This window comes from Pseudoalteromonas sp. GB43 (assembly GCF_054923805.1).
Genome location: NZ_JBPCHJ010000002.1, coordinates 259092 through 282861 on the forward strand (window position 1 = coordinate 259092; position 23770 = coordinate 282861).

23 protein-coding genes and 4 pseudogenes are annotated in these 23770 nt (G+C 40.3%); 13 read left to right on the forward strand and 14 right to left on the reverse strand.

Going from position 1 to position 23770, the window contains the following annotated elements; all coding sequences use genetic code 11:
* The first annotated feature begins 248 nt into the window (after positions 1–248).
* A complete protein-coding gene (locus ACRWSG_RS18465; protein WP_054553475.1) occupies positions 249–1454 on the forward strand; it encodes an anhydro-N-acetylmuramic acid kinase in 1206 nt (401 codons plus the stop codon).
* Here ACRWSG_RS18465 and ACRWSG_RS18470 read toward each other — a convergent pair.
* From ACRWSG_RS18470 to ACRWSG_RS18505, 8 genes and pseudogenes are all read right to left on the reverse strand, one after another.
* Positions 1356–1934, reverse strand: coding sequence for a hypothetical protein (locus tag ACRWSG_RS18470; RefSeq protein WP_462167134.1), 579 nt, complete (start codon positions 1932–1934; stop codon positions 1356–1358). The genes ACRWSG_RS18465 and ACRWSG_RS18470 overlap by 99 nt on opposite strands.
* A gap of 182 nt (positions 1935–2116) precedes the next feature.
* On the reverse strand, positions 2117–2500 hold the full coding sequence (locus ACRWSG_RS18475; protein ID WP_462167538.1) for a GGDEF domain-containing protein: 384 nt from the start codon (positions 2498–2500) through the stop codon (positions 2117–2119).
* Positions 2463–2945, reverse strand: coding sequence for a hypothetical protein (locus ACRWSG_RS18480; protein WP_462167135.1), 483 nt, complete (start codon positions 2943–2945; stop codon positions 2463–2465). Before ACRWSG_RS18480 ends, ACRWSG_RS18475 begins: the two co-directional genes overlap by 38 nt.
* Positions 2930–3940, reverse strand: coding sequence for a tetratricopeptide repeat protein (locus ACRWSG_RS18485; protein WP_462167136.1), 1011 nt, complete (start codon positions 3938–3940; stop codon positions 2930–2932). The genes ACRWSG_RS18480 and ACRWSG_RS18485 overlap by 16 nt, the downstream gene beginning before the upstream one ends.
* A 149-nt stretch (positions 3941–4089) precedes the next feature.
* The gene (gene arsH / locus ACRWSG_RS18490) at positions 4090–4800 is read right to left on the reverse strand and encodes an arsenical resistance protein ArsH (protein ID WP_462167138.1); all 711 of its coding nucleotides are present in this window, start codon (positions 4798–4800) and stop codon (positions 4090–4092) included.
* Positions 4801–4863: 63 nt separating this feature from the next.
* Positions 4864–5238: pseudogene (locus tag ACRWSG_RS18495) on the reverse strand (sigma-70 family RNA polymerase sigma factor); the annotation flags it as partial.
* Between the two features lie 15 nt (positions 5239–5253).
* Entirely contained in the window at positions 5254–5400 is a 147-nt protein-coding gene (locus tag ACRWSG_RS18500) for a hypothetical protein (protein WP_462167140.1), read from the reverse strand.
* A 95-nt stretch (positions 5401–5495) separates the two neighbouring features.
* Positions 5496–7070 carry an arylsulfatase gene (locus tag ACRWSG_RS18505; protein ID WP_187489899.1) on the reverse strand — a complete coding sequence of 525 codons (1575 nt, stop codon included), beginning with the start codon at positions 7068–7070 and terminating at the stop codon, positions 5496–5498.
* Between the two features lie 313 nt (positions 7071–7383).
* Here ACRWSG_RS18505 and ACRWSG_RS18510 point away from each other — a divergent pair, with 313 nt between their 5' ends.
* Entirely contained in the window at positions 7384–8205 is an 822-nt protein-coding gene (locus ACRWSG_RS18510) for a hypothetical protein (RefSeq protein ID WP_462167141.1), read from the forward strand.
* A gap of 42 nt (positions 8206–8247) precedes the next feature.
* Complete coding sequence (locus ACRWSG_RS18515; protein WP_054553486.1) at positions 8248–8724, forward strand: hypothetical protein; 477 nt, start codon at positions 8248–8250, stop codon at positions 8722–8724.
* Positions 8725–8758: 34 nt separating this feature from the next.
* Here the strand turns inward: ACRWSG_RS18515 and ACRWSG_RS18520 are convergent, their stop codons facing one another.
* From ACRWSG_RS18520 to ACRWSG_RS18530, 3 genes and pseudogenes are all read right to left on the reverse strand, one after another.
* Positions 8759–9094 carry a hypothetical protein gene (locus ACRWSG_RS18520; protein ID WP_054553487.1) on the reverse strand — a complete coding sequence of 112 codons (336 nt, stop codon included), beginning with the start codon at positions 9092–9094 and terminating at the stop codon, positions 8759–8761.
* A gap of 472 nt (positions 9095–9566) precedes the next feature.
* Positions 9567–10603: pseudogene (locus ACRWSG_RS18525) on the reverse strand (methionine synthase).
* Between the two features lie 11 nt (positions 10604–10614).
* A pseudogene (locus ACRWSG_RS18530) lies at positions 10615–11593 on the reverse strand (DUF1852 domain-containing protein).
* A gap of 380 nt (positions 11594–11973) precedes the next feature.
* Here ACRWSG_RS18530 and ACRWSG_RS18535 point away from each other — a divergent pair.
* The 4 genes from ACRWSG_RS18535 (at position 11974) to ACRWSG_RS18550 (ending at position 16510) form a co-directional block, all read left to right on the forward strand.
* Positions 11974–12783, forward strand: coding sequence for a sulfite exporter TauE/SafE family protein (locus ACRWSG_RS18535; protein WP_187489903.1), 810 nt, complete (start codon positions 11974–11976; stop codon positions 12781–12783).
* Between the two features lie 130 nt (positions 12784–12913).
* Entirely contained in the window at positions 12914–13096 is a 183-nt protein-coding gene (locus ACRWSG_RS18540) for a hypothetical protein (RefSeq protein ID WP_462167142.1), read from the forward strand.
* Positions 13093–14049 (forward strand): serine hydrolase domain-containing protein, encoded by a 957-nt coding sequence (locus ACRWSG_RS18545; protein ID WP_462167144.1) that lies wholly within the window; start codon positions 13093–13095, stop codon positions 14047–14049. Before ACRWSG_RS18540 ends, ACRWSG_RS18545 begins: the two co-directional genes overlap by 4 nt.
* 499 nt (positions 14050–14548) lie before the next feature.
* Positions 14549–16510, forward strand: a complete 1962-nt coding sequence (locus ACRWSG_RS18550; RefSeq protein ID WP_462167145.1) for a TonB-dependent receptor plug domain-containing protein — start codon at positions 14549–14551, stop codon at positions 16508–16510.
* Positions 16511–16549: 39 nt separating this feature from the next.
* Here the strand turns inward: ACRWSG_RS18550 and ACRWSG_RS18555 are convergent, their stop codons facing one another.
* Entirely contained in the window at positions 16550–17461 is a 912-nt protein-coding gene (locus ACRWSG_RS18555) for a LysR family transcriptional regulator (protein ID WP_171043833.1), read from the reverse strand.
* A gap of 97 nt (positions 17462–17558) precedes the next feature.
* On the opposite strand from ACRWSG_RS18555, the gene ACRWSG_RS18560 reads away from it, so the two are divergent.
* The 3 genes and pseudogenes from ACRWSG_RS18560 (at position 17559) to ACRWSG_RS18570 (ending at position 19411) form a co-directional block, all read left to right on the forward strand.
* Entirely contained in the window at positions 17559–17975 is a 417-nt protein-coding gene (locus ACRWSG_RS18560) for a VOC family protein (protein WP_138617930.1), read from the forward strand.
* 11 nt (positions 17976–17986) lie between these two features.
* Positions 17987–19086 (forward strand): annotated as a pseudogene (locus ACRWSG_RS18565) (alkene reductase).
* A gap of 79 nt (positions 19087–19165) precedes the next feature.
* Positions 19166–19411, forward strand: coding sequence for a hypothetical protein (locus ACRWSG_RS18570; protein WP_462167146.1), 246 nt, complete (start codon positions 19166–19168; stop codon positions 19409–19411).
* A gap of 87 nt (positions 19412–19498) precedes the next feature.
* Here the strand turns inward: ACRWSG_RS18570 and ACRWSG_RS18575 are convergent, their stop codons facing one another.
* Together ACRWSG_RS18575 and ACRWSG_RS18580 are read right to left on the reverse strand one after the other, a co-directional pair.
* Positions 19499–20497 (reverse strand): AraC family transcriptional regulator, encoded by a 999-nt coding sequence (locus ACRWSG_RS18575; protein WP_371351533.1) that lies wholly within the window; start codon positions 20495–20497, stop codon positions 19499–19501.
* A gap of 1 nt (position 20498) precedes the next feature.
* The gene (locus ACRWSG_RS18580) at positions 20499–21281 is read right to left on the reverse strand and encodes an SDR family NAD(P)-dependent oxidoreductase (protein WP_300419835.1); all 783 of its coding nucleotides are present in this window, start codon (positions 21279–21281) and stop codon (positions 20499–20501) included.
* A 176-nt stretch (positions 21282–21457) separates the two neighbouring features.
* Here ACRWSG_RS18580 and ACRWSG_RS18585 point away from each other — a divergent pair, with 176 nt between their 5' ends.
* Genes ACRWSG_RS18585 through ACRWSG_RS18595 form a run of 3 tightly spaced genes read left to right on the forward strand, consistent with a single transcriptional unit; the run spans position 21458 to position 23768 of the window.
* Positions 21458–22222: a metalloregulator ArsR/SmtB family transcription factor gene (locus ACRWSG_RS18585; RefSeq protein WP_462167147.1), complete on the forward strand. Its 765-nt coding sequence runs from the start codon at positions 21458–21460 to the stop codon at positions 22220–22222.
* A 9-nt stretch (positions 22223–22231) separates the two neighbouring features.
* Entirely contained in the window at positions 22232–23254 is a 1023-nt protein-coding gene (arsB, locus tag ACRWSG_RS18590; protein WP_462167148.1) for an ACR3 family arsenite efflux transporter, read from the forward strand.
* 13 nt (positions 23255–23267) lie between these two features.
* Positions 23268–23768 (forward strand): phosphatase domain-containing putative toxin, encoded by a 501-nt coding sequence (locus ACRWSG_RS18595; protein ID WP_054553501.1) that lies wholly within the window; start codon positions 23268–23270, stop codon positions 23766–23768.
* Positions 23769–23770: the final 2 nt, after the last annotated feature.

The window sequence follows — 23770 nt, forward strand, 5'->3', positions numbered from 1 at the left end:
TGCGTTTTATCATTTAAATCAACGCAGGTTGGTGTCTGACCTAGACCATTTAGTTAATTTAATGAGTCATACTTTTTGTTATGATGCTTGTGTGCTCTCCTTTTGGGGAGCTCACCGGTACAGTTTTAAAGCAATTTAAAAGTCTTTGCAATAATTATTCTTTAAATCTATTATTTTAAAATATAAACTATTCCAAGTCGTTAACCCGCTTATTTACATCTAATAAGCTGATTTTAAGTGATTTATTTATGCATCAACATATTGAAAAACTGTATTTAAGCGCAAAAAAAGAAAGAAAATTAATAATTGGTCTAATGAGTGGCACCTCATTAGATGGTCTTGATATTGCGCTATGCGAAGTATCAGGGCAAGGCATGGATACTCATGTCGAAGTAGTAAAGTTTACGACGGTCGACTACGACGATGATTATAAAACGCGTGTAAAGCGAGTGTTCGCCAAACGCGAATGTGACCTTGAAGAAGTCACTTTACTCAATCCTTGGATTGGTCAATTACATGGTGAAATGGTTGCCAAAACGTTAGCCAGCTGGGGAGTAGCAAAAGAACTTATTGATGTGATTGCCAGTCACGGACAAACTATTTATCACTGCCCTAAAAACCAACACAAACGTGCAGAATATGGCAATGCAACACTACAAATTGGTGACAGCGATCATTTAGCCGTGACTGCAGGTATTACAACCATAGCTGATTTTAGACAAAAGCACATTGCAGCGGGTGGTGAAGGTGCGCCGCTTGCTGTATATGGTGACTACTTGTATTTCACAAGCACCAGCGAAAACCGTATTTTGCTTAATATGGGCGGCATTGCAAACTTAACCTACCTACCTAAGTCTGCAGACGCACGAGCAGTTTTTAGCTCTGATATAGGCCCCGGCAATACCATTATGGATGCTTATGTGCAGCGTTATTTTACACCACTTCATTATGATAAAGATGCCGCTATTGCAGCAAAAGGCACGGTAAGTGAAGATTTGCTCGCAGCGCTGTGTGATGATGCATTTTTTGCTTTAGGGTTTCCAAAAACCACGGGGCCAGAAGTGTTTAATCTAGACTATTTAGCTGCAGCACAAGCACGCTCGAATACGCAGAACTTATCGCACTTTGATGTGATGGCAACCTTAGTGCAGTTTTCAGGAGCAATGATTGCTAAAGCAATTAACCAATGCAGCGAAGGTTTGACCGATGTGGCTGTATACGCCAGTGGTGGTGGGGTCCATAACCCATTATTAATGGACATTATTTTGGCTAATTGCCCAGCGCTTTCAGAGATAAAAAATACCGATTCGTTGGGGATTAATCCAGATGCAAAAGAAGCTGTGTTATTTGCTATTTTAGCGAACGAATGTCTGTCGGGTGGGCAACAACGCTTTGGTAATACCGAGCAAGGGATCCCCGATATTACCATGGGTAAAATTAGCTTTGCTGACTAAATTATAGAAAAAGGCTAAAAAGCTTGCGCCAATATTACTAATGTAATGGCGTAAGCCCTGGTTTTTAGCTTGCTCAGAAGTTAATAGCTCTGGTGATGTGCTAGCTGCAATACTGACATCAAACTGGGCGCTGTCTTTAAGTGTTGCATGCAAGCCGTGTAGCATTAATTGCAATACAAATTCACCACTATGAGTAACGTTTTCTAAGGTAAGCATTATAACGTGCTGTTCTAGATCGTGTTGCGTTAAAGTGTGTGCAGTAAAATACGCCGATTCGCGCGCATCAGGGCGGGTTGCACTGATAGAGATCACATCGCCTTCATGGGCATCATCTGGTAGCACACAACAAAACACAACACGCTTTTGCTCATTAGCCGCAAAATGCAATTGTTCGTATTCCATAGTATGCGCAAGTGCAGCACATAAAGGGTCTTCACTAGAGGGGAGTGCAAACGAAAGTTGCACCAAGGCACTGTCCATTACTTCTTCATTACATTAGGTGATTAAATTAGCGTCAATTATTGATCAGTTAAATGACAGAATTATGACTATTGTCATATTGCGGATTATATATTTTAGAAACAGAGAAAAGTTGAATATTTGATTCGTTTGGTCGGATATTAGTCTGTCTTTTTTGATTGTTGTTGAACTCCTTCTTAAAACTAAGAATAAACAGCATTTCGCCCTCCTCTTTTTGCCTCATAAAGGTGTAAGTCGACTCTTTTGGCAGCCTGTTCTGACGTTTCGTTTGGTGCAATTTCAATAACACCTAAGCTTATCGTTGCGCTTATAAACAAAGATGTATGTTCCTTTTCGGCAACAGAAAGCCTAATACGTTCAGCAATGTCTTTTGCGTGCTCTAAAGACTGATTCTCAAGCACAATTAAAAACTCTTCTCCGCCGACACGACCTACTCGATCGGAACAACGGACTGTTTGCACAATCGTATTGGTTATGGATATGATTAATTCATCACCAATATCATGACCGTATTGATCATTGACCGCTTTAAAATGATCGATATCGATAGAAATTAATGAGCTGATTTAGTTTGTTTTGCAGCATGACACTTTGTTTTAAATTTAAAATAGCTCTTCGATTCGCTATCCCTGTTAATTCATCTTTTAAAGCGAGAACTTCAAAGTACTTTTTCTGGCGAACTTGTTTAAATGTATAAACGGCGAATAAGAGTAAACACACGCAAGTTATTATCACAGTTAAGCCTTGCCAAAAAGACTTATCTTCGGCCACTGCTAAAAGTTTTTGTTGTAGCTTTGACTCATGCTCTAAACGAGAAATCTCAAGGTTCTGTTGTTCATAATTAAAGTTTAACCTGGCAGAAATAAGTGTGTTATTTGCGATAGCTTTTTGTTTATCCCTAATTAAAGCGATTAATTGTTGTTGAGATGCTATTTGTAAGTAAGTATCTCCTCTTGCAGCTGCGAGCCGAGAGGTTAAATTTAAATAGCGTTCCCTTAAGTTAGCGGCCATGATTGATTATGCCCGGCTATCTTCTCATAAGATGTAAGGGCGGCTTGCAATTGAGAGTTAGCTAAGTACCATTCTGACTTAGTGAGGTTGTAAAGAGTCAAAATCCAGCTGTCTGTAACAGAAAGCGTGTTTAACTCAGTTAGATATGAATCAGCCTGAGATAAACTATTAAGTTTTATATTGAGTTCCGTAAGTTTTATCAATATGTAAGCATAGCCGTTGTCGCTTTCGAAACGACGAACATCTTTTTTAATCGACTTGTATAGCTCAATTGCCTTTATTAAGTCGCCTTTTTCTTCGTAGGTATACGCGAGTTGATCCGTTACTTTGTAGTGCTCTTGCTCATTGAATTTCGTTAACGCTAATTTGGCTCGCTGCAGTTGTTCAATTGCAAGTTCATAGTTGTACAACGCTATGTGAATATCGGCAATTTCTTTTAATGCAAGTGCTTTTTCGTAGTCATTACCTGCTTTTTCAAATAGCTGATAAGCAGTTTTAGCAGAGTCGAATGCCTCTTGATAGTTGCCTTTAGTTAACTGAATACGGTTAAGTACTATGTGGGCAGTAGCGATGGTCGACAATTGCTTAGGGGAGATTGTGTTTTCTACTGACGTGGTGTTAATTATTGGTTTTAAGTGTTCTAGAGCTGTTTGATAATTACCTTGTGTATACTCTTGGTTTGCTTCACAGACAGCAAGTTCCTGTATTAAGTTTAAATTGTTTGCTTGTTGAATGACTGGTTTGGCTGTTTCTAGAAACTGTTTGTATTCACTAATCCCGTTTGGAGTTGATACATTAGAAAACCAACATTTAAACGCCATTACTTGCGCATTATCTAGCGCATTTTCATAAGGCATTTGTTTTTCTAATTTGCTTAAGATAGCTATATCCTCGGCTCTTGTTGTAAAGCCTTGAAAAACTTTGTTTATTTCGTTTTCTACTTCAGTAGCAGCAAGCTGAGAAGAGAATAATAGAAAGCAAAAAACCCTAAACATTTTAAATGTTACTCCGTCAGGAATTATTATCCATAATATTAATTTTGCAGATGTTCTGGCTAGCATTCATAGTGAATGTAGCAGGTTTGTTTTGGTCAAATAGCATAAGGCTGAACTTCATTGAACAGCCTTGTGGAAAGTTGTTAAAGCTAAGAGTTTGGTTCAAGCACTTTACTGTCATCCACTAATTTAGTTGTTTGTAAGTTCGCAGCCGCTTGCCTTTCGCTATATCGGTCTACAAGCCAGTCCAGTTTGTCTCTGGTTAGTAAAGTAAATTTAATTAACTCTTCCATCACATCGACAATGCGCATTCTAAACGACGACTCTTTCATATTGCCAGCCTCGTCAAACTCTTGCCAAGCTTTTGCGACTGATGACTGATTTGGTATCGTTAACATACGCATCCAGCGACCAAGAATGCGCATGTTATTTACAGCATTAAAGCTTTGCGAACCGCCAGATACCTGCATTACGGCTAGCGTCTTACCTTGTGTTGGTCTAACAGCACCATCAGTGAGTGGGATCCAATCTATTTGATTCTTGAGCACAGCTGACATATTGCCGTGAATTTCAGGTGAGCACCAAACTTGTGCTTCGGACCATTTCACAAGCTCTCGCAGCTCTTGTACTTTTTGATTGTTTACTGACTCTCCATTATCAAATAATGGTAATCCATCTGGGTTAAATATTTTAACTTGAGCACCTAAGTGTTCAAGTATTCTTGCGGCTTCTTCACTAGCAAAACGGCTAAACGACGTTTCTCGTAAAGACCCGTATAAAATTAAAACTCTAGGTTTACTTTTGCTTGCATTATCGAAAGTCGGGGTTACGTCAAACTTTGCATCATTTAAGTATTTCATTACATCTCCTGAATGATTGAGGCTTACCTAGTAAGACGTAATGTTTTTCAAAAAGACGAAGTGTTAGCAGAACTTTTTTTGTTTGGGATGGTAATCAACTAAGTTGCCGTACTTATCGATTTCAAAGTCACAACAACAATCGAATAATGCCTTCAATTTTGAGCGACTTTTTTGCAGCCTTGATTTGTAGGTTGAGTAACTGATGTTTAACTTCAAAGCTTCCTCTTTTTGAGAGTATCCTTCGAGATCTATTTTTCTAATTAGATCCGCTTCTTCTTCGGGCATAGCTTGTAAAAAAGGTTCAATGCACTTTATGAGTTCAGCTTTTACGGTTTTGTTTTCTTGTTGCGAAATAATATTATCAAGCTCTATTTCTACATGCTTATTTTGACGCCTATAAAAGTCAACAATAACATGGTGTGCTATTTGAAATAACCAAGCCTTTAAACTTCGCTAATCTTGTAAGTGATGAATATTAAGATGTGTTTTTAACAGAGTATCTTGTAAAAGCTCTTCAACATCAGCAGGGTTCGATATTTTTGTGGTTAAAAAAGCACGTAAACTATTTTTGTATTCAAGCCAGATTTGTTCGATGGACATAATAGTATCGTTGTTGGGATTTAATCGTTAGTTTATCAAAAATAGTACAGAGCCTGCATGTGGCAGGCTCATTTTAATTACTCTACCAAATAAGATTAGAGCCCGAGTCCTATATCCGTATTTGGGTATTTTTTCATTGTGGCTATGTGTGCTTTCATAAACTTAGTCGCTTGAGGCATGCCCCATTCAAAATATTGGTGCCCTGTGCTTGCCATTTCTTTAGGGTCCATATTTAAATTGAAAACCCAAGGCGCCGTTCCGATATCTAATAAGAATGATGCATCAATGTTGCGTCTTGGCACTGCAGTATTGAACACTTTAAAATGAATTTTGTAGTCTAACCAGCGAAGTGCTGTGAAATCTTCACGGCTCCACATATACACAACTTGACGTCGTGATTTGCCATTATCAGCTAGTAAGAAAGCTGTTTGATCTATGCCATCGAAATACATATTACTCGGAAGCTCATCAATAACACCACCTAATCGTAAAGAAGTCATGTAGATATCGGTGAGGTCCATTAAGCCATTATTGACCTGCCCAGCAGATATCATGCCTTTCCAGTAAGCAATGCCGGGAATTCTAACTCCTCCTTCCCATGTTGTTCCTTTACCACCACGCCACGGCGAATAGCCACTATCTGGCCAAGTATCTTCATTAGGGCCATTATCTGAAGTGAAAATAATCAGTGTATTTTCTAGCTGCCCTTTTTCTTTTAATAGAGCAACAAGTTCACCTGTAATATCATCAACTTCGACCATAGCATCGCGAACGGGCATTGCAGCTGGGCTTGCGCCTTTGTATTTTGGAGCTGGGTAGTTGTCGTTATGGATCTTTGAAAAAGAATGAATTAAATAAAATGGTTTCCCTTCATCAACAGCTTGGTTTATAAATTTTACAGACTCATCTCGCAATACCTGATCAATCATTGAGATATCTTCAATACTATTAATTGGATACGCAACTTCACGCTTACCACCTTTGCGGCCTTTTATCAGGCCTTCAGGACGCAGCTGAGAAGCTTTAGTGTAAAGCTCTTTGTTTGTCATCATGTCGGCATATTGGCGCTCTACCAAAAATTGGGTGTAATCTGATTGAACTGATGGGAGGCCATAGAAATAATCAAAACCTACCTCATGAGGAAGCATTCCCTCAGCTTCACCAACATGCCATTTACCGATTAGCGCCGTTTTATAGCCCACTTTAGATAATAGCTTACCTTGAGATACTTCTTTCTCCCACGGATTTTGTGTCACTTTATCGCCAGTTAGAATAGGGCGAACTAAGCCACTTCTTACGGGTAATCTACCAGTTGTCAGTGCAGCTCGAGAAGATGTGCAAGTTGGTTGTGAATACATTGATGTGAGGCGAAGCCCTTCGTTTGCCAGTTTATCTATATTAGGAGTGGGAGCACCTATCGCTGCACCGCCACCATACACTCCAGGGTCACCCCAGCCTAAATCATCTACTAGTAAAACAAGAACATTTGGTTTTCTGCCTTGCTTAGCTTCGAGATTCTTTAGCTTTGAGGCCGCAACTTTCTCTTGTTCAGGGCGAGGAATGGCTGGCTCCATATTTGGCTTTTCAACGATTGCATCATTGAATACATTTTTTTCTGCAACCACAGAAAATGATGCGATTAACAGACTGAGAACTAAAAACCTTTTCATACTTTACTCCTTGTTAAGGGGGATGAATTCATTCATATATATTAACTGTTTGATATAAAAATAATTATTCTGAATTTTTAGTCTTTATTAAGAATATCAGCTGTTGGAAATATGGCCAGTTTTATTGTGCTAGTTTTGGGAGGAGATGAACTTAATGGCTAGCTTATTAATTCTAGAATGAAATTTTAGTTCGTGTTTTTTTATAATCACTAAAGGTATGGCGTTGCTATAAGTTTTATCTCAAAAATATGATTTTTGTGCCTTAAATGGTATTGTCCTCAGTGTAAATTTAATTAAAAGGAATTACTTTTTTATGCTAAATAAAATGCTTCTTAGTGGTGCTTTTCTATTTTCTGTTACTGCAATGGCTGACATGCCAGCCTACTTTAATAATGAGATAGATCAAGAGTATCGCGCGGTTTTAAAGCACATGGATGAAATGATGCCGCAAACCGATTTAGAGCTTGCTTACTTACCCTCTTTTTACCCGTTTAGCATCTTTGATATTCATGCCACAAAATTGAAAAATGACAAAGATAAGCAAGCGTTTACTAACTTTAATTTAGGCGTGCTTGGTAGTCAGTTTTTAAATGTAGAACCGCAGGTTGGAACAAAACTTCCTAATTTAGTTATTTGTAAAAAAGATAAGTGTACGGAACAAAGGCTAAAGCAAATTAGCTCATTTTTAGCTGTATCGGAGGAGCAAATCTTAGCTTTTAAAAATAACATTAGCTTGAACCTTGTACAATTAACTGCGCCGAATGTTTATCGTATTAACAATACTTTTTACTCCCCAACTCAATTATTAAGCTATACACCATCAAAGTATGCGGGTTTTGTACCATCTGCCGATTATAAAATTCTATCACCTGATACAGCCTCTAGTTTGATGGAGCTATCAGCTTATTCTCAAAAGCTCAGAGATTTAATGATTAAACATAAAGTTGCAGCTGTCACAAAAGATAAGAATGACAGCGTAAATGTAATTTTTGGCGGCCTTAGCGATAATCATTGGGGGGTGGTACTTTTAGACAAAAGTAATATACCTAGGAAAGGTGATAGAAATGCAATTGGTATTGAGTATGACGTAATAAAACCACTCTCTGAGACAAGCTTTTATTATCAAACAAATTAAGTCTATTTTTATCAAAAAGTGTATAAATCAATAGAGTGAATTATGAGCTCATTTAAAAAATATAGATTAAAGAACTCTCGGTTTGGGTTGAAAAGTTTTGGTTTAATAGCACTATTTGTATCTTTAACAGGGTATGCCACCGAGCAGCAAATACAGCAGCAAGTTGATGCGTTTATTCAAAACCAATATAAAGATCATTTTCCAGAGTTAGTCTCTGATGATGAAGTTGGCCGGTTAAAGCGTTTTTATGAGCATATTGATGGCAGAGTCTCTATATTTTGGACTTATCAATCAGGCAATGTTTGGTTAGAGAAGCTGACTCTTATTGAGGTTCAAAATGACGGTTATAACGAGTTGTCGTCTATTTCTTTTAACGGAGTTGTAGAAAGTACAAATAAGGTAGGCGAAGAGCTTGTCATACAATTACGTACATATGATGAAAATGATCCTCGTTGCTGCCCCAGCAAGAAAACCACGTTACGCTACAGTATTTATAATGGTGAGCTAATTGAGTTATAGCCTGATAATTTGTCACCAGGCTATAAATCAAGAATTAGCAAATATGATATTCACCACGTGGTTTGTTGCTGAACATAAAGGCCTGTAACTCAGATTTGAGTACTTCGATAATATCAGTTGTAAAGGGCGTTCTGATTTCGCCAGAGTCTAAATATCTAAGCAGATCAGTTTCATGCTTGAGTGCCGATTGAATAGAGTAGCTAATAGGATAAGTCACTTTAAACTGTTTGCGCGATATCACGTTATCGTGGTTTTCAATATCAACATAAAAAGTTAACTGTTCGTCTTCTTCGCAAATATCACTGCAGGTGCCTTGTTCGCGAATACAATCTAAGACAATATTTCTGATGAAAATATCAAATTCGTTCATATTAATCCTTTAATCTTTGCCCTTCCATTGGGTACAAATAAAACTAGCAAAAAGTAATTAATTTAGCCAATCCAATTTTGCATCTTTTGGATTAACTCTTTCTGAATGGGTTGATTTAATAGTATTAGGGGGTGGGCAGTAGTTAGTTGATAGAGGATAGGATGCGCGATACACGTTTCAAGCCTACGTTGTAGCAGCGGCTTTATGCTGTGGCATTGATAAATTTTTACGAGAAACGAGAAACGAGAAACGAGAAACGAGGGGTGATGGGTGAGGTAAAACGCGATGTGAAATCGCTGCTACATAATCAGGTTCAGACTAAATTTAAAATCTGACGGACTAAAGCCCGACCTACCATGTAGGTCGCTATTTATGGCGACAAGGCTCGAGGGAGATGCGCACCTCGCCTCTCGAACCTCGCACCTAGCAACTTTCCTCTTTCACCTAGTAACTCGCTAACTACCTCTAGAACCTAGCTTCTCGCCCCTAAAACCTCGCCTCTTACAATCTCTGCGCCTTTACTTAGCGCACTGAGTTTGGCGCTTGCTATCTGGCGAGGGAGGGGAGCCATACCGCAGTTTGTGCATGGGTAAAGCTTGTAGGCATCAACGTATTTCAGGGCTTCGCGTAATGTTTGTGCGACCTCTTCAGGGGTTTCAATTTCATTGCTCGCTACATCAATGGCGCCAACCATCACTTTTTTTCCACGTATCAGTGCTAATAGCTCAATGGGCACGCGAGAGTTGTGGCACTCAAGTGAAATAATATCGATATTCGATTTTTGAAGTTTTGGGAATACTTCTTCATATTGACGCCATTCATTGCCCAGTGTTTGTTTCCAATCAGTGTTGGCTTTGATGCCATAGCCGTAGCATATGTGCACAGCAGTTTCGCACTCTAAGCCTTCGATTGCTCTTTCGAGGCACTTAATGCCCCAGTCATTAACATCATCGAAAAACACATTAAACGCAGGCTCATCAAATTGAATAATATCAACACCTGCAGCTTCGAGCTCTTTCGCTTCTTGATTGAGGATTTTGGCAAATTCCCACGCTAGTTGTTCACGGCTTTCATAGTGGACGTCATACAAGGTGTCAATCATGGTCATTGGCCCTGGCAACGCCCACTTTATAGGTTGCTTGGTTTGCGAACGTAAAAACTTGGCGTCTTCAACAAACACGGGTTTGCTGCGTGACACCGGATAATCACACTTGGTACACTGGCTTCGTAGCGATTTCGAATGGTCACTGTTTTACGGTTCTCAAAATCAACGCCATTTAAGTGTTCGATAAAGGTCGTTACAAAGTGCTGGCGGGTTTGCTCGCCGTCGCTCACGATATCAACACCAGCTTGTTGCTGCTCTTGTAAGGCAACACGCAGCGCGTCTTGTTTGCCGTCGATAAGTTCTGCACCTTGCAATTTCCAAGGTGACCATAAGGTTTCAGGCTCAGCAAGCCAAGCTGGTTTTGGTAAACTGCCTGCTGTTGATGTAGGTAATAACTTTTTCATTTTTAATCTCATTAAATTGCGTAGTTGGCAGACCATTTTTCAAGTACTGACTGATAAGGCTTAATAAAGTGCTGCTCAGTAAATTTACCTTGTGCAATCGCAAGTTGACTGCGCTCTTCACGGTCGTAAACAATTTGCGTGATAGAGTGATCGGCGTTTCTTAAATTGGGTTGATAGCAACTACCCGCCACAGCATTGGCGTTATAAATTTCTGGACGGTAGATTTTTTGGAATGTTTCCATAGTGCTAATCGTGCTGATCAAACTCTAAGTTGGTGTAATCGTTCAGCAAGTCACCAAAGAAATAAAACGCCAGCGGAGCAACTGTGTTTGGTGGCATAAAATAGCGCACCTGCAAGCCCATTTTTTTAAAGTATTGCTCGGTTAATGACGACTCATTTGGTTGGTACTCAGCACCTAAAATTGGGTGTTGGTTTTCTGTGCGGTGGTACGTTTTGTTATCAGACACGCTTAAACAAATAACCGGTGGCTTTTTAAAGTGCTGTTTGTAAGTTTCTGAGTCAATGAAGTATTTAAAGAGTTTACCGTGTAAGTCACCAAAGTTTTCGGGAATGCTGAATTCGCTTTTCGCTTTGTTATGATCAAGCAGCAGTACGCTAAAATCATAATCGCGCACGTAAGATGAAAAGTTATTACCAACAATACCTTCGATACGTTCATTAGTTTGGTGATCAATGATATTAGTTTTTAGTACTTCAATTGACGGGAATGCCTCTGCGCTTTGTGCAATTTCTAAATCAACAGAAATGATCTCAAGCTCTACTGAGTAGCGGTTGCCTTGCGGGTTATCCCAGTTTGCTAGCGCATTAAAGCGACTATCAATCATTTTTAAGGCGTTACGTAAATTCTGCTGGCGACTTTCACCGCGAGCTAGGTTTGCAAAGTTTGTGGTAAGTCGTGTGCTATTTGACGGATGATAATTTTCGTCGAGGCAAATACTTTTAATTGTAAATCTGAAATCGTTGTTCATGGCAATGTATCCAAAAGTCCTGAGATAAATGATTGCTGCTCACCTTCCTTAAATCGCTAGGTCATTAACCTTAGGTTGCTCTGCAGCGCTAATAAATTTATACGTTCTTACTATCATGAAGAAAAACGTTTTTATTTCAGGTAAAACATGAGGCAGATTCATGCTGCTTTGTTGTCTTAGTTCTAAAAACAGCAACTGGGAATGAAAAAATGCTTTAAAGTTATTTTGGACGTCTAGATTTCTAAAGTCACATGTTGAAGTTGCAGTAATTTCATATAAAACGTGAGTAATATTCACTAGTTAACAGGACTTTTGAGAGCAACCCCGTACTTTATTGTTGTTATACTCGGTTTCACAAATCAACAACACAGACAAATACAATGAATGAATTAATCGTGCTTATTATCGCTTGCGCCATACTTGGTAGCGGGGTTGGCTTTTTAGCTGGGCTGTTAGGAATTGGTGGAGGTCTAGTGATCGTGCCTATATTAAGCATGATCTTGCTGTATTTTCAGGTGTTACCCGCAGAGCAAGTGGTGCTGGTGGCGATTGCTACATCGCTCGCCTCAATTCTTTTTACTTCAACGTCATCAGCTATCGCTCACCACAAAAATGGTAATGTGCCTTGGCAATTGGCTCCGTGGGTAATGACAGGGGTTGCACTAGGCGCACTTATCAGTGGCTTTTTGGCTTCGCTATTACCCGCAAATGTGGTGCGAATTGTATTCGCTGTGAGTGTGGTGCTTATTGCATTAAAAATGATTTTCAGCAGTAAAAACGACAGCCAAACATCACGAACGCTACCTAATAAAGGCCTTTTGACACTTTATACATCCATCACAGGGGGTCTATCTGCCATGATAGGTATTGGCGGTGGTGCGGTACTTGTGCCGCTACTGACGTTTTTCTCGGTTGATATGAAAAAAGCCATTGGCTGTGCTTCGGCGTGCGGTATTGTCATTGCGCTATTTGGCTCTGTGGGTTACATCAGCTCAGGCAGTCAGTACTTTACATTAAAAGAGGGCTTTGCTGGATTTGTTTATTTGCCTGCCTTGTTTGGTATTGTTTGTACTTCGTGGTTTACCGCACCATTAGGTGCAAAAGCAACGCATCATTTACCCGTCTCTACTATTAAAAAAATATTTGCTGGGCTGTTGGTTATTATGGCTGTGAATATGCTTACAAAATAGTGTTAACTTATTAATTCGACAACGCAAAAACGGTTTGTTAATGTCAGTTAAGTAGTAATTAGGCTGCTTAACTGCGCGCTTATTTTGGCTTTAGGCGCTAATAAAGGATTCATTTTTTAAGGAACCTGTTATGGATCGTCGGTGCTCTCTAGCAAGTAAAAAAACGCTAAGCTCTTTATTTGTTGCTCTATCAATGTTGGCTTTGCCAGTGACTGCTGAGCCTACAAAGCCACTCGAAACTCACCACGCTTTAATGGACAAGTTCTCAATGCACACCAACAAGCTCCCCTTACAGGTTTTGCACTTCATGTGATTCTTGATGATGGACATACTTTTTCAACGGTAAAGCAAAGTAAAGAAAATGCGCCGCAAGTTATTAACCCCAACAGTTTATTTAGAATTGCCAGCGTGACTAAAACCTTCACTGCAGCAACGGTGCTACGTTTGCATGAAGAAGGTAAATTAAATCTTGATACAACACTTGATAAGTTAATTTCTGACGACTTTTTTGCGCTTCTTGAAAGCGATGGCTATGCCCTTGATAAAATGACGCTTAAGCAAGTGCTGAGTCATACGGCAGGGCTATACGATCACGCTCAAAGCGATCAGTATTTAGCTGGCATAATGGCAAATCCGCAGCAAGATATTACGATGCGCGAGCAAATTAAAGGGTGTGTAGAGTGGGGCGACCCAGTTGGCAAACCTGGCGAGCTTTTTTCATATTCAGATACCGGATATGTGTTACTCGGCCATATTATTGAAAGAGTGACAGATTTACCCTTGCCTGAAGCGGTTCGAAAGTACTTAGGTTTTGACAAAAATCATATCGAAAATGTGGTCTGGGAACGTGGTGATTCAGTTGCTGTGGATGAGTCGCGACGCGTGCATCAATACTTGTACGGCACCGACACCTTTAATTGGAGTCCAACTGTCGATTTATACGGTGGCGGTGGGCTTGTTGCCAGTCCAATCGGTATGGCTAAATTTTATCAGGCTTTATTTTCAGGTAAGGTCTTCAAACACCCAGAAACGCTCAAACTCATGCTCTCTAATAAAGGCTTACCTGCAGGTAGCCCTTATCGTTTAGGTGTATTTGCAAAAGAATATAACGGCACTTTGGTTTATCAACATGGTGGCTTTTGGGGCACTTTGGTGATGTATGAACCAACAACGCAGGTGGTGGTAGCAGGAGCTGTTACTCAGCAAAAAGACTATGCCCAGCTTGAAAAAGTGATGAGTGATTACTTAACATTACAAGCAAAATAAGCGCAATGAGTGTTACAATGACCCGTAACTTATTTCAGATTTAAATTAAATGTCTAAGCTTTGTTCAACTTGGTTGGTGATAATGTGTGTTTTGCTCTCTTTTGTAGGGCAGGTTATTGCGTCGCCGTCTGAGTTACCTTGTGAAAGTGAAGATATTTATCAGCTCGCTGCACTTGATAGCGCAACCATCCAAATCAGCCCGAGTGAAACTAATGATTGCTGCAATATCGATTGCTGTGAATTAGGGTGTTCTTGCATAGCAAGTTTATGCTCACCAATCTTGTATTTAGACCTTGAAGTTAAAAAAATTAAGTTGCCCTATTTTGCTGGTTTTCGATTCAGTGATCAGCAACAACCCCCCAACTTAATTGCACGGCAATTATATCGCCCACCCATTTTTACCTCTTAACCAAAACCTATAAGTTGGCATTTGCTCGCCTATAGGTGCTGGTTAATGAAAATTTATTTGTCATTACAATAAGCATTCTAAGAGGTAAAAATGCGTCAAAGACTATTTAAATTAGCCGCGGTTACACTGCTATTGCCATCGGCTGGTTATACAAGTGCACATGAAGATGAACATCATCATGAAGAAAAAAGTATCGAGCGAATTCAGGTCAGAGCGTCACGTTTAGGGCGTATTGTGACAGAATCAGCTACTCGCACTGAGATTATTAACGGTGAAGAAGTTCAAGAAAAGGCATTAATGCGGCCTGGAAATATTTCGATGTTAGTTGCTGAAACAGGGGGGGTTAGGGTGCAAACAACATCACCGTCACTAGGCAGCGCGAATATTCGTTTGCAAGGTTTGTATGGTCGATATACCCAGTTACTAAGCGATGGCTTGCCACTTTATGGTGGGCAAACGGCTTCGATTGGCCTTTTACAAATTCCACCTACTGACCTTGCAAGCGTTGAGATAATTAAAGGTTCTGCCTCATCTTTATATGGTGGTTCAGCACTTGGTGGTGTAATTAACTTAATTTCGCGAACACCTGCCGACGAGTTTGGCGGCGAGGTATTGCTTAATGCGACATCTAAAGATGACCAAGATGTAACAACCTATTTATCGGCGCCGATCAATGAGTCGTTCGCAAGCTCTTTGACGGCGGGCATTCATCATCAAGTAAAACAGGATCTGGATGATGATGGTTGGATAGATATGGCACAGTATGAACGGGTCACTGCAAGGCCTAGGCTTTACTATCAAGGTGAAAATGGAGAAAACCTCTACTTAACTCTTGGAGGGATGAAAGAACAGCGTAAAGGTGGCACTGAAGCTGGGGCTTTAATGCCTGATGGTCTGCCATTTGTGCAGCAGCAAGATACACTCAGAACAGACTTAGGTTTTGTTTATGATCAAGCATTAGCTGAAGAACTTGATTTAAATGTTCGTGGCTCAGCAATGGAACAAGATCATGATCACCAGTACGGTCAGGTATTTGAACAAGATAAGCATAATAGTTATTTACTTGAGTCGAGTGTGTCAGGTTATTTGCACAATACTGCTTGGTTGGTAGGTGTTGCTTATCAAACAGAGCAGTTTTCCTCACAGACATTTTCGGCGTTTGATTATCGTTATGAGGTGCCAGGACTGTTTTCACAAATTGATTACCAAGCAACGGATGACTTATCAATGTCAGTGAGTGCTCGTGCAGATGATCACAGTGAGTATGGCAATCAATTTAGTCCTCGACTTTCTGTACTCTATAATCCAGAAAACTGGCTATTTAGAGGTGCATATGGCAAAGGGTATTTTGCACCAACTCCTTTTATTGGAGAAATTGATGAGGTCGGTTTATCACAGCTTGAGCCCATTAATGACTTACAAGCAGAGCAAGCAGATACAGCTTCATTCGATATTAGCTACATTGCTGGTAATTTAGAAACCAGCATAACGTTGTTTTCATCAAATATTGAGCATGTTACAGAGCTTGAAGCCTCTCAAGTTGGCAGTGAAAAAGCCGTTCGACTTGTAAACAGCCAAGGGCAAACACAAATCAGAGGCGCAGAGTTTTTAATGCGCTATCGCTGGCATGATATTAAGTTTACCGGCAGCTATTTATATACCGATGCAACGAAGCAAAATCAGGCAGGGTATGGTCGTGAAAAACTCACTCTAACACCAGAGCACTCGGCTGGGCTTGTTGTAATGTGGGAAGAGCATGGCAGTCATCTAGTTGGTTTTGAAGCCTATTATACTGGTACTCAGCACCTTGAAGACAACCCTTACCTTGAACGAAGCAAACCATATTGGCACTTGGGGTTGTTAGGTCAAATAACCACGGGTAACGTAAGCTGGTTTGTAAACGCAGAGAACTTACTTAACGTTCGTCAAACAAAAGAACATCCGCTCACCTTGCCTGAGCAAGCTGCAAGTGGACGCTGGACAACTGATATATGGTCTCGAAATGACGGTTTTACCGTTAATGCAGGCATGCGAATTCAATTTGGTGGTTAATTAATAAATACCCAAGCCGCTCATACTTTGTTGGGCGGCTTACTTATTTTTAAACCAACACTCAAAAAACTCTATAAACGCTTTCACTTGCCGAGGTTGAAATTGCCTGCTCGGATATATCACCTGTAGGCCGACACTTTTTTTATCGCTGTGGCTAAAGCCTCGAACATACTCATCTAGTATCAAAATAAGGTCGCCTGTTTTGAGGTCATTTTTGATATCAATGTATGATTTTAAGGCTATGCCATGGCCTTGATTTGCCCAGCGTCTTATCACCTCACCGTCTGAGCATGAAAGGTGGGGAGCTACTTTGATAGAAAAGTGCGTGTTATCTACCTCAAAATGCCAGTCATTTAGCGGTTGCCCAAGTCGCTCAAGCACAAGGCAACGATGATTTTTTAAATCTTCAGGATGTCTTGGCAAACCAAACGATTTTATATAGCTAGGTGAGGCGCATAGCACACGGCGGTTATTACATAGCGGGCGGCTAATCAAGTTACTATCAGGCAAATTGCCGAATCTAAATGCCAGATCAATACCTTCCTCAACAATATTGGTGACCCCATCTGTCAGTACTAAATGCGGTTTAACATTTGGGTGATTATTGATGAATTCTGCTAATGCGGGTGCAACAAACTGGCGACCAAAGTCAGATGTTGCAGAGAGTTTTAGCTGGCCTCTTAGGCTTTGTTGTGACTCTTGAAGTATGTTTTCAGTATTTTCGACTTCTGCTAATACTCTTAAACAGCCACTATAAAAACGTTCGCCTGCATCTGTTAAGGCAATACTGCGCGTATTACGCGTTAATAATCGCGTATCGTAATTTTGCTCAATTTTATTAATTCGTGCTGTCATGCTTGCAGGCGAAAGCCCCAATTTTCTTCCCGCAGCGGCTAACCCTCCCGCTTTTACAACGTGAACAAAAAGCGCCATATCATCAATTTTTGACATTATTCTTCAGTTTTAATGAACACTGATTTAACTCTAAGGCTAATTATAAATTTAGTCAAAATAGTTAAACTCATTTCATCACTTGAAGGAGATAGAAATGCAGCTTAATCACGCTCTGCTTTTAGCAACGAATATCCAGCACATGGCTCAGTTTTTAGAGTCGTCGTTAGGCCTTAAAAAGGGGCCAAGGCCAGCATTTGGTTTTGATGGTGTTTGGTTATATGACGACTTGGATACGCCATGCATTCATATAGCAGCTAAGTTTGGCATAAATGAATCGCAATCTGATTACTTAAGCCAAGCTTCGGTATCAACAGAAGCAGTTGGCTTATCAACGGTTGACCACCTTGCTTTCTTTGCAACTGATTATCAAGAAGTTAAAGCACGGCTAAAAGCAACTTCAATACCATTCGTTGAGCGGGAAGTGCCGGCAGCGAATGAGCATCAAGTGTTTATTCAAGGGCCTGATGGCTTAAAAATAGAAATTTTATTTAAACGCAGCGAGCTTATTTAAAAGGTACACACATGAAAAATAGAGTATTTAATCCAGACCAAATTGGTCATCATAAAACCGCAAATAAAATAGTAATGGCTCCTATGACCCGTTCACGTACGGCTCAACCAGGTGATATTCCGACAAGTCTAATGGCAGAATATTATGCGCAACGAGCCAGTGCGGGTTTTATAGTATCAGAGGCGACGCAAATTTCTGCACAAGGAAAGGGCTACTCATTTACCCCCGGGATTTATACTGAAGAGCAAATCAACGGATGGCGCAAAGTAACGCAAGCCGTTCATCAGCACAATGGACTCATTTTTTCTCAGTTATGGCATGTTGGCAGAATGTCGCATAGTGTCTTTCATCCAGACGGCTTGCCGGTTGCGCCAAGTGCTATTGCCCCAAATGCGCAAGTGTGGGTGGTTGATGAAAATGGCGAAGGCCAAATGCTTGATTGTCCTACACCACGTGAATTATCGACCAATGAAATAAAGGGCATCGTTCAAGACTATAAACAAGCTGCTTTAAATGCGATTGAAGCAGGGTTTGATGGCGTTGAGGTACATGCAGGTAATGGCTATTTAATTGATCAATTTCTAAGACAAACATCAAATAAACGTAGTGACGAATACGGCGGTAATATTGAAAATAGAGCAAAGTTCGCGCTGCAAATCATTACTGCAATTAGTCAAGCTATGATCCAGAAAAAACGGCTATTCGATTAGCACCTTTTATTACACAAAGAGGCATGGATGATCCGCAAGCAATCGATGTCATTCTATATTTAGCTAAAAAGTTTGATGAACTTGGCATTGCTTATCTGCATTTAGCGGAAGCTGATTGGGATGATGCTCCCCTCGTAACCGATGAGTTTAGAGTTAAATTACGTGAAATCTTTAATGGAAAAATTGTGGTGGCAGGAAACTACACATTAGCAAAGGCCGATAAACTCATTGGTGAAGGCTTAGTTGACTATGTTGCATTTGGCAGAAAGTTTATTGCAAATCCAGATTTACCTTATCGCTTAGAGCACAATTTACCTCTAAATGAAATATCAGATCCTACTACTTTATTTGGTGGTGATGAGCAAGGTTACACAGACTATCCAGTATTTCAGGGGGAATAAATGATGACATAGCAAAATGGATGTTAAGCCAAGACAATGTGCCAAAAAATCAGCCCCGTACTTTTACAGAGGATTTGTTATGAAATACACCGTAACCTTTATTGCACTAATTTTATCTGGTTGCGCCTCACAGCAGCAAACGGGTGAGTTTGAGGATGTAGTAATCGCAGAACATCACTGTCCAGGGGAAATAGATCGAAGCTATAACACCACGATTTATAGCTCTGACGAACCTGAAAAAGTTGGCAAAACTGAAGTTATAACGCGTTGCAATCCAGTTAAAACAGAAACTGAATTTGAAAGAGATTTAAGGCAGAAACATTAGCTTTTACGTATCGGTTATGGTGTGTCCAGTAAGGCTGCTATTGTTAAGCAGCCTTTAGCTAGGCTTTTAGTTGGCTTAACAAAAAAACTAGTGTCTCACTTGTGTTCGCTTATGGGCGGGAGAAACGCCCGTCCAACTACTGTATGCGCGAACAAACGAATTTGTTTCGCTAAAACCGAGTAAAAAGGCGATTTCGATAATTGGTAACTCAGTTTGCATTAAGTAGTGCTGTGCAAGATCTTCTCGTACTTGTTGTAAGACTTTTTGATAACTTTGTTTTTCAGCTGTTAGTTTTCGTTGTAGAGAGCGTTTGCTTAGTGCTAGCTCTGAGGCAACATGTTCAATGTTACTTTGCCCTTGAGGTAGGGATTTAAACAAAATACTTGATACCTTATCAGTAAGGCTTTGTTCGCTGATAACATCTTGCAGCTTACGTTTTAAATCTCCATCAAAGCATGACAACATCACCTGATTACTGGTTAAAAATGGCGCTTTTGCATCTTCTGCTAAAAATGTCACGCTAGGGGTACTCCCCACTTTCAACGGGCAACCAAAGTAGGCTTCGTATTCCATGAGCTTTTCAGGTAGCTCTGGCACAATAACCGTAACAGGGTTAATTTGTTTTCGAGTAGCAAGGCGAGTTAATTGTGTAAAAAATACCAGTTCAGCCAAGCTGTAGCACTTGGGCAGCGTATCAATAAAACCATAACAGCTTACTTGGGCTTTTGTATGAGTATTGGTAATTTCAAGTGCTAGCTCCATAGGGCCAATTAGTGGTTTGTACTGTTGTAACCTCGCTAAAGCAGCATTTAAGTTTGGGCTACAAATCGTGGCAAAAATTGGTACGTCAAATGATTCTATTGTCATGACTTCGGCAAGTTTTAAGGGTAACTCAATGCCGTTTGCTGCTGTCTCTACACCCTGCCATAATTGGAAGTATTGAGCGGGCGTTAAGTATACTTTATCTTGAGAAAATAAACCTGAAGGCAACTGGGCATAAGCCAGTGCCTCTTCTAGGTTGATTTCTAAATCATTGAGTAATACTTGCCAGTTGGGAGGGATCAAAAACTTGCTGGCTCGTTTCATATTAGTTTCCGCTTTTTTCCATAAACTGACGAGAAATTTTTAACACAGTTTTGCGAGGCAATAAAGGGATCACCCAATTGAGCATAAATTTAAGCGGCGCTTCATTAAAAGCAATTAACTGACCTTTTTGCATTGCCTTGTAACCACACAGTGCCACAGAATGCGCTGATTTAGCATTCTTCCAAGCATCTACCCCTTGTAGATCACCTGCTTCAACAAAGCCTGTTGCTACTGTTCCTGGGCATAACGCGGTGACCGTAATGTTTTTATCTTTTACTTCTTCTGCAATTGCTTGACTGAATGAAGTCACAAACGCTTTCGTTGCATAATATACCGCTTGCAGTGGACCGGGCATAAAGGAAGCTGTAGACGAAATATTTAAAATTTTGCCACGATTTCGCTCAACCATGCCTTGTAAGTAATAGTGGCTTAGGTTTGTTAATGTCACAATATTAAGTTGCATCATCGTTTGTTCTGCACTGAGATCACGCTCATGAAACTTGCCATGTCCGCCAATGCCGGCATTATTCACCAAAATATCTATGTGCAAACCAAGTGCCTCAGTACGTGTAAAAACATACTCAGCTGAATCTGGCTTAGATAAATCGGCAGCAATAACCGTAACCTTTACGTTGTGTTTTGATTCAAGCTGTTGTTTAAGATCATTCAGTTTGTCTTCTGAACGAGCTACCAGCACTAAATTATCGCCATGCTGTGCGTGAATATGCGCAAGTTCTAAACCAATCCCGTTTGAGGCGCCAGTGATCAATGCTGTTGATGTCATGTTTGTACTCCATTAATTTGAGCTGTTGTTTTGTTATATGCATAGTAGGCCATCTGTTGGTGCCACATGACATCAGATCGCGCCATCGTTATTGCAAAACGCGCCATTTATAAAATTCAGCTTGCAAATGGTATATAACAAAAATATTATATAACGAAATTATTATGGAGTAAGCCGTGAAAGTCCTCTTTTTATGTACAGAAAATTCAGCCCGTTCAATTATGGCTGAAGCATTGCTTAAACATCATGGTAAAGGTGAGTTTGAGGTATTTAGTGCGGGCACAGAACCTTATGCGGTAGACCCTCGTACGCTTGCTACGATTGAGCATTTTGGCCTAAAAACCGATGACTTACACTCAAAGCACTTAAATGATGTAACTAACCTGCATTTTGATTATGTCATTACATTGTGCGACAAGGCAGCTAAAGAATGTGCAAATCGTGTTGATGGCACACATTGTTTAGGCTGGGACTTTGTTGATCCAAAAACTCGCCCTGAACCTCATGCCTTTGAAAAAACCTTGCAAGAGATCAATGAGCGAATTAAGCAGTTTGTGCAATCCCATAACAAAGAAAAACCAGTATCGATTTCGCCAACTACATTTTATAAAGCGCTTGCAGATGATATTCGTTTAAAAAGCTTATTGCTTATCGCTGTTGAGCAAGAGGTTTGCGTATGCGAACTAATGACGGCACTTAACGAGCAGAGCCAACCAAAGGTTTCAAGGCATTTAGCGCAACTTAAAAAGCAGGGCATTTTGTCGGATAGAAAACACCAGCAGTGGGTGTTTTACTCTTTAAACCCGACTCTACCTATGTGGATGAAACAAACAATTACCTCGACCGTGGTAAACGAACCAAATTTCATAGAAAACGAGTTAGCAAGGCTAAATGCGATGGGCGATGATTGCCCAACCCGTGTTGCTCGTTGCTGCAATTAAGGACTAAAAATGGGTGTTTTTGAACGATATTTATCTGTATGGGTTGCTGCTGCTATTGCCATTGGTGTGGCGCTAGGGGTGATGTTTCCGCCTTTATTTGAGCTAATAGCGAAAGCCGAAGTGGCGCATGTAAACATTGTTGTTGCACTGTTTATTTGGGTAATGATCTACCCGATGATGGTGCAAGTTGATTTTTCAACGATTAAAGAAGTCGGTAAGAATCCAAAAGGGCTGATGCTCACTTTAATCATTAATTGGCTTATCAAACCGTTTTCAATGGCCGCATTAGGTTGGTTATTTTTTGAAGGGTTATTTGCTGATTTTGTTAGCCCTGAAACGGCGCAAGAATATATTGCAGGCATGATTTTACTCGGTGTTGCACCTTGTACGGCAATGGTGTTTGTGTGGTCACAACTAACCAAAGGCGATGCAAATTATACCTTAGTGCAAGTATCTGTGAACGACATCATTATGATTTTTGCCTTTGCACCTATTGCGGGGTTGTTGCTGGGTGTGTCTGATATTCATGTACCTTGGCTTACACTGATGATTTCGGTTGTGTTGTATGTATTGCTACCACTCATTGCCGGGGTATTAACACGCAAAGCTCTTAATAATTCAGCGCAAAATGAAGCTGCTGTGCAGTCATTTTTAGAGAAAGTTAAACCTTACTCAGTTATTGGTTTACTGGTCACAGTGGTCTTGCTATTTGGGTTTCAGGCGAACACGATTTTAGCCCAACCGCTTAACATTGTACTGATTGCTATTCCGCTTGTTTTGCAAACCTACGGTATTTTTGTAATCACCTATTTCATTGCGTTAAAGCTTAGGCTTAAGCACAACATTGCAGGGCCAGCATGTTTAATTGGTACTTCTAACTTTTTTGAGTTAGCGGTCGCAGTGGCTATTTCATTATTTGGTTTGCACTCTGGGGCAGCATTAGCAACCGTTGTTGGGGTGTTGGTCGAAGTACCTGTAATGCTGTCGTTGGTTGCAATCGTTAATAAAACAACACATTGGTTTAAAGAGTAATTGGGGAATCATAATGCAATCACATCCATTTGATATTTTACAGCTAGAAACTGGGGCATTTATTTTTACCCCTTGCCCTGGCACAAAAGGCGTTGGCTTATCACAGTCTGTTGCTGATTTAAAAGCGGCAGGTGCAAAAGCCATTATTACGCTAATGTACGATGAAGAGCTTGTTAAAAATGGGGCGCAGCAGCTTGTAATCGAATGTGAGCAAGCTGGCCTTAGCTGGTTTCAGTTACCTATTTTGGATGATGACGCGCCAAACGAAGCGTTTAGTCTCGCTTTCAACAAACACCTTAACGACATTCTTGCCATCATAAAAAGTGGTGGTAGCGTGGCTGTACATTGTAAAGGCGGCTCAGGCCGTACAGGCTTAGTTATTGGTTTATTAATGCATGAGCTTGGCTATGCTAAAAATGACATAGTTACTCAAGTGCAGGCTATTCGCCCTAAATCGTTGCATAACCCAGTACAACGTTCATTTTTCGACAATTTTCAAAAAGTAGGAGCTTAACA

Excerpts from the sequence above, each read along its gene's own strand:
- ACRWSG_RS18465 (WP_054553475.1), top strand. The coding sequence starts at position 249 with ATGCATCAACATATTGAAAAACTGTATTTAAGCGCAAAAAAAGAAAGA.
- ACRWSG_RS18470 (WP_462167134.1), bottom strand. The coding sequence starts at position 1,934 with ATGGACAGTGCCTTGGTGCAACTTTCGTTTGCACTCCCCTCTAGTGAA.
- ACRWSG_RS18480 (WP_462167135.1), bottom strand. The coding sequence starts at position 2,945 with ATGGCCGCTAACTTAAGGGAACGCTATTTAAATTTAACCTCTCGGCTC.
- ACRWSG_RS18485 (WP_462167136.1), bottom strand. The coding sequence starts at position 3,940 with ATGTTTAGGGTTTTTTGCTTTCTATTATTCTCTTCTCAGCTTGCTGCT.
- arsH (WP_462167138.1), bottom strand. The coding sequence starts at position 4,800 with ATGAAATACTTAAATGATGCAAAGTTTGACGTAACCCCGACTTTCGAT.
- ACRWSG_RS18500 (WP_462167140.1), bottom strand. The coding sequence starts at position 5,400 with ATGTCCATCGAACAAATCTGGCTTGAATACAAAAATAGTTTACGTGCT.
- ACRWSG_RS18505 (WP_187489899.1), bottom strand. The coding sequence starts at position 7,070 with ATGAAAAGGTTTTTAGTTCTCAGTCTGTTAATCGCATCATTTTCTGTG.
- ACRWSG_RS18510 (WP_462167141.1), top strand. The coding sequence starts at position 7,384 with ATGCTAAATAAAATGCTTCTTAGTGGTGCTTTTCTATTTTCTGTTACT.
- ACRWSG_RS18515 (WP_054553486.1), top strand. The coding sequence starts at position 8,248 with ATGAGCTCATTTAAAAAATATAGATTAAAGAACTCTCGGTTTGGGTTG.
- ACRWSG_RS18520 (WP_054553487.1), bottom strand. The coding sequence starts at position 9,094 with ATGAACGAATTTGATATTTTCATCAGAAATATTGTCTTAGATTGTATT.
- ACRWSG_RS18535 (WP_187489903.1), top strand. The coding sequence starts at position 11,974 with ATGAATGAATTAATCGTGCTTATTATCGCTTGCGCCATACTTGGTAGC.
- ACRWSG_RS18540 (WP_462167142.1), top strand. The coding sequence starts at position 12,914 with ATGGATCGTCGGTGCTCTCTAGCAAGTAAAAAAACGCTAAGCTCTTTA.
- ACRWSG_RS18550 (WP_462167145.1), top strand. The coding sequence starts at position 14,549 with ATGCGTCAAAGACTATTTAAATTAGCCGCGGTTACACTGCTATTGCCA.
- ACRWSG_RS18555 (WP_171043833.1), bottom strand. The coding sequence starts at position 17,461 with ATGTCAAAAATTGATGATATGGCGCTTTTTGTTCACGTTGTAAAAGCG.
- ACRWSG_RS18560 (WP_138617930.1), top strand. The coding sequence starts at position 17,559 with ATGCAGCTTAATCACGCTCTGCTTTTAGCAACGAATATCCAGCACATG.
- ACRWSG_RS18570 (WP_462167146.1), top strand. The coding sequence starts at position 19,166 with ATGAAATACACCGTAACCTTTATTGCACTAATTTTATCTGGTTGCGCC.
- ACRWSG_RS18575 (WP_371351533.1), bottom strand. The coding sequence starts at position 20,497 with ATGAAACGAGCCAGCAAGTTTTTGATCCCTCCCAACTGGCAAGTATTA.
- ACRWSG_RS18580 (WP_300419835.1), bottom strand. The coding sequence starts at position 21,281 with ATGACATCAACAGCATTGATCACTGGCGCCTCAAACGGGATTGGTTTA.
- arsB (WP_462167148.1), top strand. The coding sequence starts at position 22,232 with ATGGGTGTTTTTGAACGATATTTATCTGTATGGGTTGCTGCTGCTATT.
- ACRWSG_RS18595 (WP_054553501.1), top strand. The coding sequence starts at position 23,268 with ATGCAATCACATCCATTTGATATTTTACAGCTAGAAACTGGGGCATTT.